General features: G+C 60.2%; 15 protein-coding genes and 1 pseudogene. 4 read left to right on the top strand and 12 right to left on the bottom strand.

Annotated features, from left to right (window positions below):
* Nucleotides 1-201: 201 nt before the first annotated feature.
* Both guaB and guaA read left to right on the top strand, forming a co-directional pair.
* Entirely contained in the window at nt 202-1,671 is a 1,470-nt protein-coding gene (gene guaB, locus CKW21_RS09560; protein WP_095193736.1) for an IMP dehydrogenase, read from the top strand.
* Between the two features lie 98 nt (nt 1,672-1,769).
* Nucleotides 1,770-3,347: a glutamine-hydrolyzing GMP synthase gene (gene guaA / locus CKW21_RS09555; RefSeq protein WP_095193735.1), complete on the top strand. Its 1,578-nt coding sequence runs from the start codon at nt 1,770-1,772 to the stop codon at nt 3,345-3,347.
* An 82-nt stretch (nt 3,348-3,429) separates the two neighbouring features.
* Here the strand turns inward: guaA and CKW21_RS09550 are convergent, their stop codons facing one another.
* Complete coding sequence (locus CKW21_RS09550) at nt 3,430-6,522, bottom strand: membrane-targeted effector domain-containing toxin (protein WP_095193734.1); 3,093 nt, start codon at nt 6,520-6,522, stop codon at nt 3,430-3,432.
* A gap of 197 nt (nt 6,523-6,719) precedes the next feature.
* Between CKW21_RS09550 and CKW21_RS09545 the strand changes: the two genes are divergently transcribed.
* Both CKW21_RS09545 and tadA read left to right on the top strand, forming a co-directional pair.
* Nucleotides 6,720-8,096, top strand: coding sequence for a multicopper oxidase family protein (locus CKW21_RS09545; protein ID WP_095194064.1), 1,377 nt, complete (start codon nt 6,720-6,722; stop codon nt 8,094-8,096).
* On the top strand, nt 8,096-8,593 hold the full coding sequence (tadA, locus tag CKW21_RS09540) for a tRNA adenosine(34) deaminase TadA (RefSeq protein WP_095193733.1): 498 nt from the start codon (nt 8,096-8,098) through the stop codon (nt 8,591-8,593). The genes CKW21_RS09545 and tadA overlap by 1 nt, the downstream gene beginning before the upstream one ends.
* A 130-nt stretch (nt 8,594-8,723) precedes the next feature.
* On the opposite strand, the gene cmoB is transcribed toward tadA, so the two are convergent.
* The 11 genes and pseudogenes from cmoB to CKW21_RS09480 form a co-directional block, all read right to left on the bottom strand.
* A complete protein-coding gene (gene cmoB, locus CKW21_RS09530) occupies nt 8,724-9,680 on the bottom strand; it encodes a tRNA 5-methoxyuridine(34)/uridine 5-oxyacetic acid(34) synthase CmoB (RefSeq protein WP_095193731.1) in 957 nt (318 codons plus the stop codon).
* Entirely contained in the window at nt 9,677-10,420 is a 744-nt protein-coding gene (gene cmoA / locus CKW21_RS09525) for a carboxy-S-adenosyl-L-methionine synthase CmoA (RefSeq protein WP_095193730.1), read from the bottom strand. Before cmoA ends, cmoB begins: the two co-directional genes overlap by 4 nt.
* A gap of 150 nt (nt 10,421-10,570) precedes the next feature.
* Nucleotides 10,571-11,206, bottom strand: coding sequence for a lysoplasmalogenase (locus CKW21_RS09520; protein ID WP_095193729.1), 636 nt, complete (start codon nt 11,204-11,206; stop codon nt 10,571-10,573).
* Nucleotides 11,207-11,208: 2 nt separating this feature from the next.
* The gene (locus CKW21_RS09515; RefSeq protein ID WP_095193728.1) at nt 11,209-11,601 is read right to left on the bottom strand and encodes a protease inhibitor I42 family protein; all 393 of its coding nucleotides are present in this window, start codon (nt 11,599-11,601) and stop codon (nt 11,209-11,211) included.
* A gap of 315 nt (nt 11,602-11,916) precedes the next feature.
* Complete coding sequence (locus tag CKW21_RS09510) at nt 11,917-12,525, bottom strand: hypothetical protein (RefSeq protein ID WP_095193727.1); 609 nt, start codon at nt 12,523-12,525, stop codon at nt 11,917-11,919.
* A 109-nt stretch (nt 12,526-12,634) separates the two neighbouring features.
* Entirely contained in the window at nt 12,635-15,052 is a 2,418-nt protein-coding gene (lon, locus tag CKW21_RS09505) for an endopeptidase La (RefSeq protein ID WP_095193726.1), read from the bottom strand.
* A 150-nt stretch (nt 15,053-15,202) separates the two neighbouring features.
* Complete coding sequence (mvaD, locus tag CKW21_RS09500; RefSeq protein ID WP_095193725.1) at nt 15,203-16,204, bottom strand: diphosphomevalonate decarboxylase; 1,002 nt, start codon at nt 16,202-16,204, stop codon at nt 15,203-15,205.
* On the bottom strand, nt 16,201-17,259 hold the full coding sequence (locus tag CKW21_RS09495) for a mevalonate kinase (protein WP_095193724.1): 1,059 nt from the start codon (nt 17,257-17,259) through the stop codon (nt 16,201-16,203). The genes mvaD and CKW21_RS09495 overlap by 4 nt, the downstream gene beginning before the upstream one ends.
* Before the next feature lie 3 nt (nt 17,260-17,262).
* A complete protein-coding gene (locus CKW21_RS31640; RefSeq protein ID WP_095193723.1) occupies nt 17,263-17,583 on the bottom strand; it encodes a hypothetical protein in 321 nt (106 codons plus the stop codon).
* Between the two features lie 30 nt (nt 17,584-17,613).
* Nucleotides 17,614-17,780 (bottom strand): annotated as a pseudogene (locus CKW21_RS32275) (hypothetical protein); the annotation flags it as partial.
* 332 nt (nt 17,781-18,112) lie between these two features.
* Nucleotides 18,113-20,521 (bottom strand): glucose/quinate/shikimate family membrane-bound PQQ-dependent dehydrogenase, encoded by a 2,409-nt coding sequence (locus CKW21_RS09480; protein WP_095193722.1) that lies wholly within the window; start codon nt 20,519-20,521, stop codon nt 18,113-18,115.
* Nucleotides 20,522-20,554: the final 33 nt, after the last annotated feature.

The following is a 20,554-nucleotide window of genomic DNA, read 5'->3' as shown; positions in this document are numbered from 1 at the left end:
TGGATGACCGCGTTATCGTTTATCGCTGGCAAACCAGCTCCCACAGGATCGCACCGAATCTGTGGGAGCTGGCTTGCCAGTGATGCTCTTCAAAACACCCGTCGATCACTGCGCCGATAATAGACAGAGTTTTACATTGAACCCGAGGGGGTGTCTGACTATAATGGCGCGCTTCCATTTTCCCGCTCGGGAGCCCCCGCGATGCTGCGTATCAGCCAAGAAGCTCTGACATTCGACGACATTCTCCTAGTGCCCGGTTATTCCGAGGTGCTTCCTAACGAAGTCAGTCTCAAAACCCGCCTTACCCGTGGCATCGAGCTGAATATTCCACTGGTTTCCGCCGCAATGGACACCGTCACTGAAGCCCGTCTGGCAATCGCCATGGCTCAGGAAGGTGGTATCGGCATTATCCACAAGAACATGACCATCGAGCAGCAGGCTGCCGAAGTCCGCAAGGTCAAGAAGTTCGAAGCCGGTGTCGTCAAGGACCCGATCACCATCGAGGCTGATGCCACGGTTCGTGACCTGTTCGAACTGACCCGCCTGCACAACATTTCCGGCGTTCCGGTGCTGCACGATGGCGACCTGGTCGGCATCGTCACCTCCCGTGACGTGCGTTTCGAAAACCGTCTGGACGCCAGTGTCCGTGAAGTGATGACGCCTAAAGAGCGCCTGGTCACGGTCAAGGAAGGCGCCGACAAGAACGACGTTCGCGAGTTGCTGCACAAGCACCGCATCGAACGCGTGCTGATCGTCGACGACAAGTTCGCCCTCAAAGGCATGATGACCGTCAACGACATCGAAAAAGCCAAGGCCTACCCACTGGCCAGCAAGGACGATCAAGGTCGTCTGCGCGTCGGCGCTGCCGTCGGTACCGGTAAAGACACCGGTGATCGCGTCGCTGCCCTGGTCAATGCGGGCGTTGACGTGGTGGTGGTCGACACCGCCCATGGTCACTCCAAAGGCGTGATCGACCGCGTTCGCTGGGTCAAAGAGAATTTCCCTGAAGTGCAGGTCATCGGCGGCAACATCGCCACCGGCGCTGCCGCCAAGGCCCTGGCCGAAGCCGGCGCTGACGCCGTCAAGGTCGGTATCGGCCCTGGCTCGATCTGCACCACCCGTATCGTCGCCGGTGTCGGCGTCCCGCAAATCAGTGCCATCGCCAACGTCGCCGCTGCCCTTGAAGGCACAGGCGTTCCGTTGATTGCCGACGGCGGCATCCGTTTCTCCGGTGACCTGTCCAAGGCCATCGTGGCCGGTGCCTCCTGCGTGATGATGGGCTCGATGTTCGCCGGTACCGAAGAAGCACCGGGCGAGATCGAACTGTTCCAGGGCCGTTCGTATAAGGCTTACCGCGGCATGGGTTCGCTGGGTGCCATGTCCCAGGCTCAAGGTTCCTCCGACCGTTACTTCCAGGACTCCTCGGCAGGCGCCGAGAAGCTGGTTCCGGAAGGCATCGAAGGGCGTGTTCCGTACAAGGGCACCCTGAGCGCCATCATCCATCAACTGATGGGCGGCCTGCGTTCTTCCATGGGCTACACCGGTAGCGCCAACATCGAAGAAATGCGCACCAAGCCTGAGTTCGTGCGGATCACCGGCGCCGGCATGGCCGAATCCCACGTCCACGACGTGCAGATCACCAAGGAAGCGCCAAACTACCGCGTAGGTTGAGCCTTCAAGTAAAAAGTTAACGACCGGGGCTGTTTTATTCAGCCCCGAGTTGTTTCTGAATCACGACTGTTACTGAATGACTTAGACGAGACTGAATCATGGCCCTCGATATTCACGCTCACCGCATCCTGATCCTCGACTTCGGTTCCCAGTACACCCAACTGATTGCCCGCCGCGTGCGTGAAATCGGCGTGTACTGCGAACTGCACCCGTTCGACATGGATGACGAAGCGATTCGCGAATTCGCACCGAAGGGGATCATCCTCGCCGGCGGCCCCGAGTCCGTGCACGTGGCTGACAGCCCGCGCGCGCCACAAGCGGTCTGGGACCTGGGCGTACCGGTCTTCGGTATCTGCTACGGCATGCAGACCATGGCCGAGCAATTGGGCGGCAAGGTTGAAGGCTCCGAACTGCGTGAGTTCGGTTACGCCCGTGTCGACGTGGTCGGCAAGAGCCGCCTGCTGGACGGCATCGAAGATCACATCGACGCTGACGGCCTGTTCGGCCTCGACGTGTGGATGAGCCACGGTGACAAGGTCACCAGGATGCCGGAAGACTTCCACATCCTGGCCAGCACCCCGAGCTGCCCGATCGCCGGCATGTTCAGCGACGAGCGCGCTTACTACGGCGTGCAGTTCCACCCGGAAGTGACCCACACCAAGCAGGGCGGTCGCATCCTGTCGCGCTTCATCCTCGACATCTGCGGCTGTGCAGCGCTGTGGACCCCGTCGAAGATTGCCGAAGACGCCATCGCCCAGGTCCGTGCCCAGGTCGGCACCGACAACGTACTGCTCGGCCTGTCCGGCGGTGTTGACTCCTCCGTGGTTGCCGCGCTGTTGCACAAGGCCATCGGCGACCAACTGACCTGCGTCTTCGTCGACAACGGCCTGCTGCGTCTGCACGAAGGCGAGCAAGTGATGGCCATGTTCGCCGAGAACATGGGCGTCAAGGTGATCCGCGCCAACGCCGAGGACCAGTTCCTCAACAATCTGGCCGGCGAAGCCGACCCGGAGAAGAAGCGCAAGATTATCGGCCGTACTTTCATCGACGTGTTCGATGCCGAATCCTGCAAGCTGGACAACATCAAGTACCTGGCCCAGGGCACCATCTACCCGGACGTGATCGAGTCGGCTGGCGCGAAAAGCGGCAAGGCCCACGTGATCAAGTCGCACCACAACGTGGGCGGCCTGCCTGAGGAAATGAACCTCAAGCTGGTTGAACCGCTGCGCGAGCTGTTCAAGGACGAAGTCCGTCGTCTGGGCCTGGAACTGGGCCTGCCGTACGACATGGTCTACCGTCACCCGTTCCCGGGTCCGGGCCTGGGCGTGCGCATCCTCGGTGAAGTGAAGAAGGAATACGCCGACCTGCTGCGTCGCGCCGACCACATCTTCATCGAAGAACTGCGCAAGGCCGACTGGTACCACAAGGTCAGCCAGGCATTCGTGGTATTCCAACCGGTGAAATCGGTCGGCGTGGTCGGCGATGGCCGTCGTTACGCCTGGGTCGTGGCGCTGCGTGCCGTGGAAACCATCGACTTCATGACCGCGCGTTGGGCACACCTGCCTTACGAGCTGCTGGAAACCGTTTCCGGCCGTATCATCAATGAAATCGAAGGCATCTCCCGCGTCACCTACGACGTGTCGAGCAAGCCGCCGGCGACGATCGAGTGGGAATGATCCTGCTCGTTGCGTTGCAGTGAAACAATAAGAAAACCCTGGCCTTGGCCAGGGTTTTTTTTGCGGGATCTGCATGACCAGATCAGCCGGGCAGGCGGCTCTGAAGGCTCATGCCCATCTGTTCAAGTCCCTTGGATAATTGCTCCAGACTGGCATAGGGGACGCCGCTGACCGAAGTCCATGACGGACGATCAATGTAATAGCGCCCGTCGGCCAGGGTCTGGACGGGCGTTTGCACCATCATTTCGTTCTGACTGCGATGAATGAGCCTGTAAGTGTTTTCCGAGCGTTCGAAAATATACATGCCTCGGCGAGTAAGCAGCCGATCGAGCTGCTGTGCGTTACGGCTGACCGGCGGTGCTTCCATCCGAAGCAGCAGATCGGCTTGCTGGGTGTCGATGATGTCGCCTATCGCTTCACCCGGGACGAAGGGGCCTCTTGCTATATCAATGCCCGAATCCACGCCAATACTTTCGCCTTGTCCGGGATTGACCTCTTCAATTCGCAAACCGATGCCGCCCTCCAGCTCACTGATGCCGGCAAACCCTCTGAATGTGTTGGTGTTTTCAACGCCGGTCAACACCACCCACTGACCAGAGCCGTTGTTGGTTTGATCCATGAACATGATGTCGTTGGTCAGGTGGTTGGTACTGATTTGCTCTTCAATCCGTGTCTGCGAAACCGGCTTCCTGTATGTCGCGGCACACTCGGTAGCCTGGACACGAATACCGTTTTGCCTGGCGGTTTTTACCAGCTCCAGTTCATTGAATTGCCCTGAAGGGTCGGTACCGAGCCGGGTCAGGTACTGTTCCAGGTCTTTGGACATGACGCCGGACTTGAAGTAGGCGTTCAGGTCGGCCTGTGCGAAGTCGTTGAGCAGTCGGCGCACATAGAGGGTCTTGACCCCTTGTCGCGCCAGAGCGGCCATGTTTTCGATCATCAATCGCATGCTGGTTATGCGCCCCGGCGTTTCGCTGATGACCAGTCCGGGTGCGGATTCAAATACCTTTGCAATCAGCTCCGGGATTGTCGTTGATGCGGTGACGACCGGAAGTTGCGGACGCGGCGGCAAGTTGGCCCACGGGAGGTTGTTGTAGAAACGTCCGGCGGAGATTAAAAGTGCCGTGGCTTTCTCGGCGAAGTTCAGGGCATATCGATCGGTAGCAATCAGATCGCCATTGGGGCCGATTTGAAGTTGAATGTGCGTCTCGGGTAATTGCATTGCCCATTTTTTCAACCCTGATTGACGCGCTGCTTCAACATCGTAGGGGGTTCTAACCCGGCCGATGTCAGTCGAGGTCGAGGGCTGAGGTTCGGTGACAGGCGGGCCAGGTTCAAGGGCCGGTGGCGTTGGCTCGGCGAGGGACGGGTCAGGTCCGCCGAGTTCCAGTTCCACTGTGCACTCCTTGCCAAGGCACTGGCCGCCACCCTGGAGTCCCAGCCGGGTCATCCGCTCCCAGACCCCTTCGGCATTCAAGCGCACCGGCAATGAGTGAACAAGCTGGTTGGGCCTCGCCGGGTCGATGATCGCCCAGAAACCGCCGCCCTGTGAGTCCGGGAAATAGCGCACGTAATAAGCCGTGTCATTCATCAGAATGGCGTAGGGAGGTTCGGAGTTTAACCGGTAGATCCCTTGGTATTTCCCCGGCTCCAAGTCCGGTGTCAGCCCGTCCAGTAGCTCATTTGATTGAAAGGTTTGCGCAATCTCTGACACTTGGCCCGATTCATGGGGCAAGGAAATTGTTTCCCCTGCGGGAGGCGATACTCCCTCGATTTCCTGAGGCGCAGGTTCCTCCGACACCTCTGTATCTTCTAAATATTCAGCCCATTCGGCTGCCTCTGCGGCGTCGACCTCTGCACCCACTTCGGCCATTGAGCCGACACCTTTCAAAAATGGCAGATTGAACAGCGTATTTATGCCGTTGAGGACCGCCCCGATAACCCCTTCCTTGCGCTCGGCGGCTGTCTTGGCGTTTGCCGCCTGATCAATGTTCAGTCCCATGTTGGCCAGGCCGGCGCCGATCACCGGTAATGCCACTGGCCAGCCGACGGCGGCCATCGGGCCGAACACCTTCAAACCAGCGCCCAGGTAACCGATCCACAGTTTTTTTCTCAGATCACCGTTGGACGTCAGAGACAAATCGGCTTCATCGAGCATCGCGGTCCGGGTCGAGTCACGCAACCAGTCGAACGCATCCCCCGTCACCGCCTGATTTTTCTGGTTGATCAGGTGATGGTCGGAATGGCCCCAGGTGCTGACCAGCCGATTCATCAGGTCGGTGATGTTCTCGGTGATCTGCTGTCGGTCAGCCAGCGGAAAATGCTCCAGGAACTGTGCGCGTGGGGCTTTTTCGTTCATTTTTTGCAAGACCCACCAGTGCATGTCGGTGGTGGTTTCCAGCACATGAAACGCTTCGTTATCACCCGGTACGTACAGGATTTGACGGCCCTTGGCGTCAACGATGCGCAGAATGTTCGTTGCGACATGGCCGTCTACATCCAGGGGATACACCTGCGACCCCTGGCCTGCGGGCGACTCGGATTGCAGCATGGCCAGGCTGACCGGCCAGGTCAGCGGGCCGATGACGGCATTGAGGGTGGTTTGAAAATCCTCGTCAGACAGATGGCCGTTTTCTCGCGCTTCAACGGCTTTGCCGAGGAAATTGCATTTGGCCAGCGTGCGGAAATCACTGGCATGGTCGTTCCAGAACGTCTGCAACTTGTTGCGATAAAGGTCACTGAAGTTAATGGCCCAGAAGTCCTTCAAGACCTCGTTACCATGCAGGCGCACTTCATTGGTTGCATCGAAGTTTCTTTCGTCCGGTCCTGCGGTATAGAAGCCCCCGTACAAGTCCAGAAGATCGGAATTGTCCTGATCGGTCGCGCGAAAGCGGTGAATGACCAGCTGCGTCAGGGTCAGGGATTCGTAGGGTTTATCGTCATAGTGCTGCCAACCGGTGAACGACGGCCCCAGGTTCTGAGCGGTCTTGAAGCGGTGAAAATAGACTTTATCGGGGTCGAGGCCGGCGACTCCGTATTTTTCAAGTAATTGCGCGGCGACCTCATGTGCGGTGTCCTGCAGGCTCGGACAAGCCTTGATCACCTGCGCGGCGATGTTTTTGAGGGCAGCCTTGTCGGCTGCGTTGGGCAGTGGGCGGGTCTGTGTCGGGGTCATTCGCTCTGTTCCTTGAGTGAGAGACGACGAGGATGGCCCGCTTGCCCGAGGTCAGTGCGTTACATATGTACCGCACCACGTCGCTCCAGCCTGCGTCCATCCGCCGCGCCGCCCTTACTGTTTCGCAACCGCAGGTGTATCGTATTCGCCTTTTCCAGGCCCCTGGCCTGTCGCTGAAACGTGAGGTAGTTGAGTTCATGTCCTTTACCCGTCGCCAAATCCTCGGTGGCCTGGCCGGTCTTGTTGTCGTTGGCTTCGGAGCGGGAGGCGCGGCGCGTTACTGGCTGGGCAAGCGGGCCGATGCCGAGGCGGGCCACGACTATGAGCTGATTGCCGCGCCGTTGGACGTCGAACTGGTGGCCGGGCACAAGACCCCGGCCTGGGCGTTCGGCCCGTCGGCACCGGGGACCGAGTTGCGGGTACGCCAGGGTGAATGGTTGCGGGTACGGTTCATCAACCACCTGCCGGTGGCGACCACCATCCACTGGCACGGCATTCGCCTGCCGCTGGAAATGGACGGCGTGCCTTACGTGTCGCAGTTGCCGGTGCTGCCCGGTGAATATTTCGACTACAAGTTCCGCGTGCCGGATGCCGGCAGCTACTGGTATCACCCCCACGTCAGCAGCAGTGAAGAACTCGGCCGCGGGCTGGTCGGCCCGCTGATTGTCGAAGAACGCGAGCCGACCGGATTCAAGTACGAAAAAACCTTGAGCCTGAAGAATTGGCATGTCGATGAGCAGGGGGCTTTCGTCGATTTCAGCATTCCTCGTGAAGCGGCCCGTGGCGGCACGGCGGGGCGCCTGTCGACCATCAACGGCGTGCCGCAAGCGGTCATCGACTTGCCGGCCGGGCAGATCACACGCGTGCGTCTGCTCAATCTCGATAACACCCTGACCTATCGCCTGAACATTCCGGGTGTCGAAGCGCAGATCTACGCGCTGGATGGCAATCCCATCGAGCCTCGGCCACTGGGCAAGGAATACTGGCTGGGCCCTGGCATGCGAATCTGCCTGGCGATCAAGGCACCGCCGGCTGGTGAAGAATTGTCCTTGCGCAACGGTCCGGTCCGCCTGGGCACGTTGCGTTCAGTGGCCAATACCGACGCGCCAACCGAGTGGCCCCCCGCACTGCCTGCCAACCCGGTGGCCGAGCCGGACCTGGCCAATGCCGAGAAACTCAACTTCAATTTCGAGTGGGTGGGCTCGGTGTCGGTCAACGTTGACAATGGCAGGCCGCCGAGCTTGTGGCAGATCAACGGCCAGGCCTGGGACATCACCGACAAGACCTGCGCCGACCGCCCGATTGCCAAGCTTGAGAAGGGCAAGAGCTACATTTTCGAATTGAAAAACATGACTCAGTACCAGCATCCGATTCACCTGCACGGCATGAGCTTCAAGGTCATTGCTTCGAACCGGCACAAGGTCATTCCGTACTTCACCGACACGTACCTGTTGGGCAAGAACGAACGCGCGCAAGTGGCGCTGGTGGCCGATAACCCTGGTGTGTGGATGTTCCACTGCCATGTGATCGACCATATGGAAACCGGCCTGATGGCCGCGATCGAGGTGGCCTGATGCGTCAGATTCGACCCGCCGCAATCATCGACCGCAGCCGTGACCGTGATTTCATGCGCGAAGCCCTGGCCCTGGCCGCGCAAGGTGCCGCCCTTGGCGAAGTGCCAGTGGGTGCGGTGCTAGTGCAGGACGGTGAAATCATCGGTCGCGGCTTCAATTGCCCAATCAGCGGCAACGACCCCAGCGCCCACGCCGAGATGGTCGCGATCCGCGCCGCCGCCCAGGCCGTGAGCAACTACCGTCTGACGGGCAGCACGCTGTACGTGACGCTGGAGCCTTGCAGCATGTGCGCCGGGTTGATCGTGCACTCGCGAATCGCGCGGGTGGTGTATGGCGCGCTGGAACCGAAGGCGGGGATTGTGCAAAGCCAGGGGCAGTTTTTCACCCAGGGTTTTTTGAATCACCGGGTGTTGTATGAGGGCGGGGTATTGGCGCAGGAGTGTGGTGCAGTCTTGAGCGAGTTCTTCAAGGCCCGAAGAGCAAAACCCGCAATCTAGGTAACGACCCCAATCCTTGTGGGAGCTGGCTTGCCAGCGATAGCGATGTATCAGTCGACATCAATGCTGGATGTGCCGACGCCATCGCTGGCAAGCCAGCTCCCACAGGGTTACTCGGTGTTTGAGAGATTTACTTCTTCGCGACGATGACCGCCCGCATCGGTGCCGGCAGCCCTTCGATGGTCTTGCTGTGATCTTCCGGATCGAGGAAATCACTCAACGACTGATACTTCATCCACTCCGTCCCGCGCTGTTCCTCGACCGTGGTCACGCTCACATCCACGCATTTCACATCGGTGAACCCGGCACGGCGCAGCCACAATTCCAGTGCCGGCACCGAGGGCAGGAACCACACGTTGCGCATCTGTGCATAACGATCTTCCGGCACCAGCACCTGATGTTTGTCGCCTTCGACCACCAGGGTTTCGAGCACCAGTTCGCCGCCCTTGACCAGGCAATCTTTCAGCGCCAGCAAGTGCTCGATCGGCGAGCGACGGTGGTAGAACACACCCATTGAGAACACCGTGTCGAAACCTTCCAGATTCGGCGGCAGGTCTTCAAAAGGAAATGGCAGGTGCCAGGCATTGGGTTCGGACAAGTAACGCTGTACCGCCTGGAACTGGCAGAAGAACAGCCAGTTCGGATCGACGCCGATCACGCTGTCCGCACCGGCGCCGAGCATGCGCCACATGTAGTAGCCGTTGCCGCAGCCGACATCGAGAATGCGCTTGCCTTGCAGATCCAGGTGCGGCGCGACCCGCGACCATTTCCAATCCGAGCGCCATTCGGTGTCGACGTGCACGCCGAACAGATCGAACGGCCCCTTGCGCCATGGCGAGAGGCCCATCAGCGCCGTGCGCATCTGCGCGCGGGTTTCATCGTCGCAATCGGTGTCCAGCTTCAGGCCGTTGAGCAAATCGACTTCGCTCGGCTGGATCTTCGGCAAGGCATCCAGTGCGCTTTGCCAGCGCTCCAGGTCGCCGTGACCCTTTTCCATTTTTTTGTCGAGTTGCGCTTGCAGGGTGTTGGCCCAATCGGCCAAAGGTGTTCCCGCCAGACGGCGGGCGAGGGGGGACAGATCAATCATGGCAAGGCAATCAACGAGGCAAAGTTAAGACACTGGAACCACGGCACGACTTTCGAAAACCCGGCGGCCAGCAGGCGTTCGCGGTGTTCTTCGAGGCTGTCGGGCTTCATGACGTTTTCGATGGCGCTGCGCTTCTGGGCGATTTCCAGTTCGCTGTAGCCGTTGGCGCGTTTGAAGGCGATGTGCAGGTCGGTCAGCAGGGCGTGTTCCTGTTCGTCTTCAAAACGCAGCTTTTCCGAGAGGATCAACGCGCCGCCGGGCAACAACGATTGACGGATGCGCGAAAGCAATCCGGTGCGCTGATCCGGGGCGATGAATTGCAAGGTGAAGTTCAGCGCCACCACCGAGGCCGGCTGGAATTGCAGGGCGAGGATGTCACCTTCGATCACCTCGACCGGCAGTAACTCCTGGAACATCGAATCCTGGCCGTTGAGGTACTCGCGGCAGCGCTCAACCATCGCCGCGGAGTTATCCATCGCGATCACCCGGCAACCGTCGGTGCGCACATGCCGACGCAAGGCCTGGGTCACGGCACCCAGGGACGAGCCGAGGTCGTACAGCACGCTGTTGGGCTGGGCGAACTGCGCGGCGAGCACGCCGAGGTTTTCCACGATGGTCGGATAACCTGGCACCGAGCGCTTGATCATGTCCGGGAACACCCGCACCACGTCCTCGTTAAAAGCGAAGTCAGGCACCTGGGCCAAAGGCTGGGCGAAAAGGCGATCGGATTCTTTGCTCACGGCGGTTCCAGCGGTGTCGATGAAAAGGCCGGCATTTTAGCCAAGTTGGCGGGGGGATGCGCGGGTTGTCTGATAAACCGCTTTCGCGAGCAGGCTCGCTCCCACATGGACTGCGCTGTACCTGTGGGAGCGAGCCTGCTCGCGAAGCGTTCAGCGCGGTTTTGAGTCAAAGGCAGAGGCGGTAATCCCCCATTGCCCCAACCAGTAACTGAGGATGATCACATAGGGCGCGGCATCGAACGGCATCACAAAGCGACTGATGCCAATCACGCTGTCCGAGAACACAAATGCCACGGCACCCGCAGCCGCCAGCAGCGCGGAGCGTTTGGGCACATCGGTGCCAAGCCGGGCCAGCGCTCGCCACAGCATGGCGCTGATGGCCAGGCCGTAGACGATCACCGGGATGAGCAACGGCCCCAATCCGTGGGCAATCAGAATCCCCAGCAGAACGGCCCCGACTCCCAGGGCGATAATCAGCGGCAACAGCGCCAACCGGCGGCAGTCGCTCAAATACGCTTTCAGATAGGCCAGATGCGCAACCAGAAACGCACCCAGGCCAAACACAAACAAATCCCCCGGCCACGCCAGCAACACATCGCCGATCAGGGAGAAGATCAAGCCGAGGCTGATCCAGCGCCGATAGTCGCTGGGCGGCGCGTCGTGCAGCCAGCCGAGCAAGGCCAGTACCGGCAACGGTTTCACCAACAGGCACAGCAGCGAGGCGTGCACGCTCAGGCCGTAGAGAAACGTCACCGCGCCCATCAGCGCCAGAATCAGCCAACCCATGGTCAGTTAACCGAAATCGCGCAGTCGAAGGATTCCACCGGCAGCACTTCCGGTGCCCAGGGCTGTTGCGAGGTCAGGCGCAAGCGTGCGGTGCCGGGTGCAAAGGCCTGAAAGCGCCAGGTCGAGACGCCGGCCGCGCCCACAACACCGGCATCTTCCGGGTTTCGATAAACCTCTGGCCCCAGTGCACGCAACACGCCGCCGGCCGAATCCTGAATGGCCCAGCGATAGCCCGTGGTCGGGTTGCTTGGCAGGGTCAGGATCAGGTTTTGCCCGCTGGTGAGTTTAATCGGGCATTCGCTTTGTTTTTCCACGGTCACGTTGTGCTTCGGTTGCGTGGCGCAGGCGGCCAGCAGCGCGAGGGCAATAGGGACAAACAGGCGGGTGGGGGACATAGGGTCTGTGGCTCCGGCGTTCTCGACGAACGGCGAGCATAACTGAAGGTGAGACAAATTGTGACAGGTGCGGGAATTGGCGTTGTGAGCGCCGACGCCTTCGCGAGCAGGCTCGCTCCCACAGGGATTGCAGTAGGCACAAAATTTGTGAACACCACTGCAACCACATGTGGGAGCGAGCCTGCTCGCGAAAGCGATGACGCAGGCGCTACAACGCTGTCAGAACAACACCTTCGCCACATCCGCAAACGCTTGGCGAAATGGACTGTAATATCCAGCCTGCTGCTGATGTTCTCCAGAAACATAAAGGACGCGTCACGCAACAGTAAGGGCCATATCGTCAGTCCAGTTCGATTTGTGCTCTACCCCATCAAAGTGCCAATAGGTTTGCATTGCTTTCATCTTGTATGCGCCGGGTAACAGTGCCCATCCAGGTTTTGCCTCCCACCCACCAGCGCCATCAGGATCAACGTTGGTTTTGTAAGTGGCCGTGGGCAAAGGACTCACTCTGGTTAACTCGATGTCAACCCGAGTCTGGGCATGATGCCCTGTCCCTTTGATAGTTTGATCAAGTAGAGGAAGTGAGCCCCCCGCAGTGGGCTTTGTGAAAACCGGTCGTTCGAGCAACTTTTCGAATGAAATGATTTCAGTCGGTTCGGAGGTTTCGTCGGGCCACCATGTTTTCTGCCGTACCTTAATCTCGGCATTCTTCGGAACGAGATAGAAACTTCGGCTGAGGTAGATGCTGAAGGTGCCGTCCTGCTCGACCGTACCAACGTCATGCCAGGTACCTTGTTGCGTAAAGTTCGATTGCAGCTGTATGACAGCACCTGCTACGCCAGTCCCCTTCAACTCCAGTTTTTCAACGGTCGCCCCTTCTGTTGGATACGAAAGGACGGGTGGGAGTAATTGCGTGTTCGCCATGGTTGCTCACACTTGATTGAGGTATGAGCAACCGTTTTAGCAGTGCATGTAAGCAGTGCCACCTGTCAGAACTATCAGTTCCGACAGGTGGTTTACTATGAGCCAATTGTCAGAACAACACCTTCGCCACATCCGCAAAGCGCTTGGCGAAATGCACGGTAATCCCTTCCTTCAGATAATCCGGCAGTTCGTCGAAACTCCCGCGATTCGACTCCGGCAGGATCAACTCGAAAATCTTCTGCCGCCGCGCCGCGATGACCTTTTCGCGCACGCCGCCAATCGGCAGTACATGCCCGGTCAAGGTCAGTTCGCCGGTCATGGCCACGCCTTTTTTCGGGGGCTGGTTGCGGGCGAGCGAGAGCAGGGCGCTGGCCATGGTCACGCCGGCGCTTGGGCCGTCTTTGGGTGTTGCGCCTTCCGGCACGTGCAAGTGCACGAAGGCTTCGTCGAAGAACTTTGGATCGCCGCCGAACGACTTCAGATTGGAGCTGACGTAGCTGTAGGCGATTTCCGCCGACTCTTTCATCACATCACCCAGTTGCCCGGTGAGTTTGAATCCGCGATTCAACGTGTGAATCCGCGTCGCTTCGATCGGCAAGGTCGCGCCGCCCATGCTGGTCCAGGCCAGTCCGGTGATGACGCCAGTGCCCGACAGGACTTGTTCGTTGCGAAACACCGGATGGCCGAGGGAGGCTTCCAGGTCTTTCGGACCGAGTTTGATCACTGCGTTCGGCTCATCGATCAATTTCATCACGGCCTTTCGCACCAGTTTGCCGAGCTGTTTTTCCAGCTGCCGCACGCCGGCCTCACGGGCGTAACCGTCGATCAAGGCCTTCAACGCGTTGTCACTGATGCTCAGGCTGCCTTTGGAGACACCGGCCTTTTCCAGCAGCTTGGGCCACAGGTGACGCTTGGCGATGGCGACTTTTTCTTCGGTGATGTAACCCGACAGCCGAATCACTTCCATGCGGTCGAGCAGCGGGCCGGGTATCGAATCCAGGGTGTTGGCGGTGCAGACGAACAGCACTTTCGACAGGTCCATGCGCAGATCAAGGTAGTGGTCGAGGAATTCGACGTTCTGCTCAGGGTCGAGGGTTTCCAGCAACGCCGACGCCGGGTCGCCCTGGTAGCTTTGGCCCATCTTGTCGATTTCATCGAGCATGATCACCGGGTTCATCACTTCGACGTCTTTCAACGCTTGAACGAGTTTGCCCGGCTGCGCGCCGATGTAGGTGCGGCGGTGGCCCTTGATCTCGGCTTCGTCGCGCATACCGCCGAGGCTGAAGCGGTAGAACGGCCGGCCCAGGGACTCGGCGATGGATTTGCCGACGCTGGTCTTGCCCACGCCCGGCGGGCCGACCAGCAGCACGATAGAACCGCTGATCTCGCCTTTATAGGCACCGACCGCGAGGAATTCGAGGATGCGGTCCTTGATGTCGTCGAGGCCTGCGTGGTGTTTGTCCAGCACCTTGCGCGCGTGTTTGAGGTCGAGCTTGTCCTCGCCATACACGCCCCACGGCACCGAGGTCGCCCAGTCGAGGTAGTTGCGGGTCACCGCATACTCCGGCGAACCGGTCTCGAGGATCGACAGCTTGTTCATCTCTTCTTCGATGCGCTTCTGCGCCTGCGACGACAGTACCTTGCCGGTCAGTCGCTGCTCGAACTGTTCCAGGTCGGCGCTGCGGTCGTCCTTGGTCAGCCCCAGCTCCTGCTGGATGACCTTGAGTTGTTCCTTGAGGAAAAACTCGCGCTGGTGCTCGCCGATCTTGCGGTTCACTTCGGCGGAGATTTCCTTTTGCAGGCGCGCGACTTCGACTTCCTTGCGCAGCATCGGCAGGACTTTTTCCATGCGCTTGAGCATCGGCACGCAGTCGAGCACTTCCTGCAGTTCGCTGCCGGTGGCCGAGGTCAGCGCGGCGGCGAAGTCGGTCAGCGGCGATGGGTCGTTGGGGCTGAAGCGGTTGAGGTAATTCTTCAGTTCTTCGCTGTACAGCGGGTTGAGCGGCAGCAGTTCCTTGATCGCATTGATCAGCGCCATGCCATAAGCCTTGACCTCATCGGTCGGCTCGGTGGGCTGGTGCGGGTATTCGACTTCCACCAGGTACGGCGGGCGATGGTGCTTGAGCCAGGTCTTGAGCCGGACGCGGGTCAGGCCCTGGGCGACGAATTGCAGTTTGCCGTTTTCGCGGCTGGCGTGGTGCACCTTGACCAGGGTGCCGTACAGCGGCAGGGCCGAGGTGTCGAAGTGGCGTGGATTGTCCTGGGGTGTGTCCATGTAGAACAGGGCCAGGGAGTGGTGCTCGGATTTGCTGACCAGATCAAGGGTTTCCGCCCAGGGTTCTTCATTGACGATGACCGGCAGCACCTGGGCCGGGAAGAACGGTCGATTGTGGATCGGGATGATGTAGACCTTGTCCGGCAGATTCTGGCCGGGCAGGGCGAGGCCTTTGCCGGGAGTGTGGTGGTGGGCGTTTTCCGGGTCGGCGTATTCGCTGGAGTCTTCGGGGAATTCCTGCTGGTCGCTCATGGGGGCACCTGCGCAATGGGTATGGGTCTTAGATGGGGCAGGTTGGCGGTGGTTTCAATGATGCTTGGGGGTTACTGAATCATTCGAGGGTATGTTCAGTAGATAGACAGGTTAGCTGGGTACTTTGGTTGGGGCGGTCCCGGTGGTCACTTAAAACAGATGATGTTCCAGCCGTCGGGGCCCGTCGCCCGCTTGATCGAAAATCCACCGAACGACGCCGGGTAGCGATCTCAACGCGGCAAAAACCTGCGACCGGTGCTGTAGGGTGCAGAGCACATGCACATTGGGGCCGGCATCCATCGTGGCACACACCTGCAGCCCTTCGCCGCGCAGTTGGCGAACCCGTTCAAGCAGCGTCAGTGTTGTCGGTTGCCAATAGAAAACCGGCGGTTGGGACGTCATGGCGATCATGTGCATTTCAATGGCTTCGCACTCCACGGCGTCGGCCAATGCAGTGAAGTCACGGTTGAGAATGGCTTGGCGCACGGTGTTCAGGCGGTCTGGCAACAGATCAAGACGGGCTCGGTAAAAAGGGCTGCTGGAGGCCAGATGATGACCCTGGCGGGAGCTGACCTTCTTGTGCCTGGCGTCGACCACGGCAATCAGGTCACACAGCGGCCAGTGCTGCGCCGGAGCGAAGGCTTGTGCCGGCCCTGCAAGCTGTCGGGCATCGCCTGGCCACTGGACAAATCCGCCGAACGCCGACCGTGACGCCGAACCTGAGCCGGACAAACGTGCCAGTTCACTGATGTGCGCGGCATCGCAGTTCTGATCGCACAGCAGGGCGAAGGCCATGGCCAGGGCACTGAAGCCAGCCGCCGACGAAGCGATTCCGGCTCCGGTGGGGAAGCTGTTGCTGGTGGCGATGCGCAGGGGGTGCCAGTGATCGAAGTGCTGGCGCAGTTGCCCCAGGTGATACTCGATACCGAAGCGCAAAGAGGCGTTGGCGGGCACCAGTGTGCCCTCGCGGGTTCTCCACAGGATCTCATCGGTTGAGCCAATGGGCAGCGGTGCCATCGTGCAAAGGCTGACGCACTGACTCAGGGTCATGGACAGCGAAACGTTGTTGGGGAGCGTCAGCTGTTCATTGCTCATGCCCCAATACTTGATCAATGCAATGTTGCTGGGGGATGAGACGGTGATTCGGTTCATTTCTGAGTGATCTCCAGGCCGCTCACCCCCAGTGCTGCATCAATCCTGCGGTAGTGCGCCAGTTCCGGCAGCGCCGGGGCACCCACCCCCAGCAGCGCTCCGGCGCTCTCCCCGCAAAGCGCACCGGCGCCACATATCTTTGCCGCGCCTCCGGCCCTTTCTATGGCGCGAATCACCTCGGCAACGGCAGCTGGAACGACACCCAGTTTTTCCAGATCGGCTTCATAGTCGCGCAACACGGCCTTGAGTGTTTCAGGCATCGGACGCGTTTGCTGCAAGAGCGAGCAAAAGCGCTCAGTGTTGCGACACATGCTGGCCAGCAGTGGATTGCCCTTGCCTGCCAGCCTGTGTCGAGTGGCGGCGACCACTTGTCCGGTACTCTCGCGGGCGGCGCCGGTGTGATAGAGCTGCAATCCGTGCAGTACGCTCAGGTTTTCGATGGGCCATGGAGTCAGGTTGAAACCACCTTCCCCGTCTGATCGCCGCTCGACCACCGAGCCATGCAGGCTGGTGTTGTGGTCGATCCCGGAAGACTGGCCGTGGACATAGCGCTCAATGGTTTGCGCCAGACATTGCACTGGATTGTCCATCGCTGGCAGCCTGAAGAGCCGCAGCAGTGCCGCCACCAGCGTAACCGCCAAAGCGCCGGAGCTGCCGAACCCGGCTTCGGCAGGAATCTGTGATCGCACCCGCAGAGAGAATCCACGCCAGTCCTGCGGTGCCAACCTGAGCAGGATTTCTCCGATGGAGCATTTGACCACGTGATCAAGGTCCTGGCCTTTGACCTGAGCAAAGGTCCGGGATGTTGGATCGCTCACATAGTGCTTCCACGCCTGGCGCACTTGCAGGGTGTAATCCGCCAGTTGCAGAGGGTCGTAAACCCGCTGGATCGAGAGGTCGGGCAATCTCAGTTTAATCTGTCCGTCGTGACGCGGATGTACCCGGACATTGCAATACAGCCCCAGGGAACTGGCGATCACCGGACATCCATGCAGGGCGGCGTGCTCACCCATCAGAATGATTTTGCCCGGGGCGCTGGCTTGAATGGCGATCATCCGTCAACGTCCCAGTTGCACATGGGCTTTGACCAGATTGTGAGACGCTTGCGCAGCCATGATCGACAATTCACCCGCCAACACCAGGGTGCCGAGTATTTCTGCCAGGCGCAGCACATCCATCCCGGGTTTTTTCTCGCCGGGCACGATGCCCATCAACGCCAGGGCCTCCGATTGCGTGCCAAGGCCGGTACCACCGCCGACGGTGCCCAACGGTGTGTCGGGCAACAGGATTGAGGCGTAGACGGCGCCATGCTCGCGGGGTTCGATACAGGTGATACCGATGGCACCACCGCGCCACCAGCGGCATGCAGTGCACTGCAACCTCGGGAGACACTGGCGATCAATGCGCCTTCCGTGGTGGCCAACGGTGCGAATACCGGTTCACTGGCGCAAAGCGCTTGACCCTTGATCAGCACGGGCCCGACGACACCCACCGGAATCTGAATGGCACCGATGAAGTTCTCGCATTTGGCCGGTTTTGCATCGAAGGTGTAGTTACCGATGGTGTGGAGCGACATTCCGCGGATACGTTGCAAAGCTTCGCGACGGATGTAGGCCGCTTCGTCGTGGGAAAAAGCCTTTGGCAACTAGTGCAGTTTGATTTCACCCTCGGCCAGTGCCTCGATCCAGCCAGTGACATTTCGGTTTGGGGACGTCATTTGCACCTCAGTTATACGGGCACGCTTTTGCGTGCGTGCAATTGAGGATGCGCAGAAAAGAAATGAGCAGCTACTGTCAGAGTTGACAGTTATTTAGATCGATTGGCGATTGATCCTTTATCGATGAGGCATTCAAAAAAAAGGGCGACACCCTTACGGAGCGTCGCCCTTTGTTCTGCTGTCGCTAAAAACTATTCCGACAGTTTGTACGCAATCACATAGTCACCCTGTTTGGTGCCCAGGGAACCATGACCGCCGGCAACGACCAGCACGTATTGCTGGCCGTCCTTGCCGGTGTAGGTCATGGGTGTGGTCTGCGCGCCGGCCGGCAGGCGGCCTTCCCACAGTTGCTTGCCGTTTTTCACGTCGTAGGCACGCAGGTACTGGTCGAGGGTGCCGCTGAGGAAACCGACGCCACCGGCGGTGGTAAAGGTGCCGCCCAGGCTTGGCACGCCCATGCTCAGCGGAATCGGAACCGGTGAGCTGTCGCGCACGGTGCCGTTCTTGTGCATCCAGATTTTTTCCTGGGTGGTCAGGTCGATGGCGGCCACGTAGCCCCAGGCCGGCGCCTGGCACGGCAGGCCCATTGGCGAGAGCAGTGCTTCGAGGATCACGCCGTACGGCGCACCCTTGTTCGGCTGCACACCTTCGGTTTCGCTTTTGCGCGGGCCTTGGGCGGCGATGTCGGCGGCCGGGATCATTTTCGATTTGAAGGCCATGTAGCTCGGGTTCACGAAGGCGATCTGGCGCACCGGATCGACCGAGATACCGCCCCAGTCGAACACGCCGAAGTTACCCGGATACACGATCGAACCCTGCAACGACGGCGGGGTGAACGGACCGTCGTAGCGCATGGATTTGAAGTCGATCCGGCAGATCAGCTGGTCGAACGGGGTCACGCCCCACATGTCGCGTTCCTGCAGCGGTGGCGGCATCAGGTTGAGGTCGGATTTCGGCTGGGTCGGCGACGTGTGGTCGCCTTCCACCGCGCCTTGCGGCACCGGCACTTCATTGATCGGTACGATGGCCTGGCCGCTGCTGCGGTCCAGTACGTAGATGCTGCCTTGCTTGGTGGAGGCCAGTACCGCCGGCTTCACGCCATCGGCGGTTTTCAGGTCCATCAGGGTTGGCTGGCCACCGACGTCCATGTCCCACAGGTCATGGTGGGTGAACTGGAAGTGCCAGCGCACTTTGCCGGTGGCGATGTCCAGGGCGGTCAGGCCGGCGGCGTGCAGTTCCGACTCAGGGGTGCGCGCGCCACCGAACTGGTCCGGGGTCTGATTGCCCATCGGCAGGTAGAGCATGCCGAGTTTTTCATCGACGGCGAACATGGACCACATGTTCGGTGAGTTGCGGGTGTAGACCTTGCCTTCGGCAATCGGCGTGGTGTCGTCCGGGTTGCCGCTGTCCCAGTTCCACACCAGTTTGCCGGTGTGCACGTCGAAGGCGCGGATCACACCGCTCGGTTCGTCGGTGGAGACGTTGTCGGTGACGTGCCCGCCAATCACCACCAGGTCCTTGGTGACTGCGGGAGGCGAGGTGGAGTAGTAGCCGCCGGCGGTGAAGCCGCCGATGTTGGCGCGCAGGTCGACCTGGCCCTTGTCGCCGAAGTCTTCGCACATCTTGCCGGTGTCGGCGTTGAGGGCAATCAGACGGGTATCGGCGGTGGGCAGGAAGATGCGGCGTGGGCAGATGCTGGCCACCGGTGCGCTGGCGCTGCCGGTCGGGCTCTGTTCGGAGGCATACACCGCGTCATCGTGATAGGTCACGCCACGGCAGGTCATGTGCGCCCAACCCTTGAAGTTCGCCGCGTTCTGCGTCGAGAGCTTCGGATCGAAACGCCAGATTTCCTTGCCGCTGTCCGGGTCCAGCGCAATCACCTGGCTGTGCGGCGTGCAGACATAGAGCATGCCGTTGACTTTCAGCGGGGTGTTTTCGGCGGTGGTTTCGCCCGGGTCGTTCGGCCCTGGCAGATCACCCGTGCGGTAGGTCCAGGCCGGCACCAGCTTGTGCACGTTCTGCGGGGTGATCTGTGCCAATGGCGAGTAACGGTCGCCGTGAGCACTGCGGCCGTAGGAGTTCCAGTCGCCGTCCGGCATGGCAGGCGCGGTGTTGGTCATGCCCGGGACGCTGTCGCGGTCCAGTTGTCCCTTGATTTCACCGGGGTTGGTGAACTGGCTGGCCAGCGCAGTGGCGCCGGCGATGACCACGGCCACGCTCAGCGCACCCGTGCCCATCGGTGCTGCACCGGCGCGCAACAGCGGACTACGGAACCATGGCAGCAACATGACGATGCCGAGGGCAAACAACATGGCCAGACGCGGCACCAGTTGCCACCAGTCGAGGCCGACTTCCCACAGTGCCCAGACGGTGCTGGCGAACAGCACCAATGCGTACAGGCCCAGCGCAGCGCGGCGGGCGGCGATCAGCAGGACGCCGGTCAGCGTCAGGCCAATACCGGCCAGCACGTAATACAGCGAGCCGCCGAGCAGGCTCAGCTTGATACCGCCGGCCAGCATGGCCAGGCCCATTAGCAGAAGCAGGACACCGAGCAGGCTCGGCAGCAGACGGCTTCGACTCAAAGCACCCTCAGTGCTCATAGTGTGGTTCTCCGTGAAGTTTTGATGAGTCCC

Source organism: Pseudomonas sp. Irchel 3A7 (assembly GCF_900187565.1).
GTDB lineage: Bacteria > Pseudomonadota > Gammaproteobacteria > Pseudomonadales > Pseudomonadaceae > Aquipseudomonas.
This window is presented reverse-complemented; position numbering and strand designations above follow the sequence as displayed.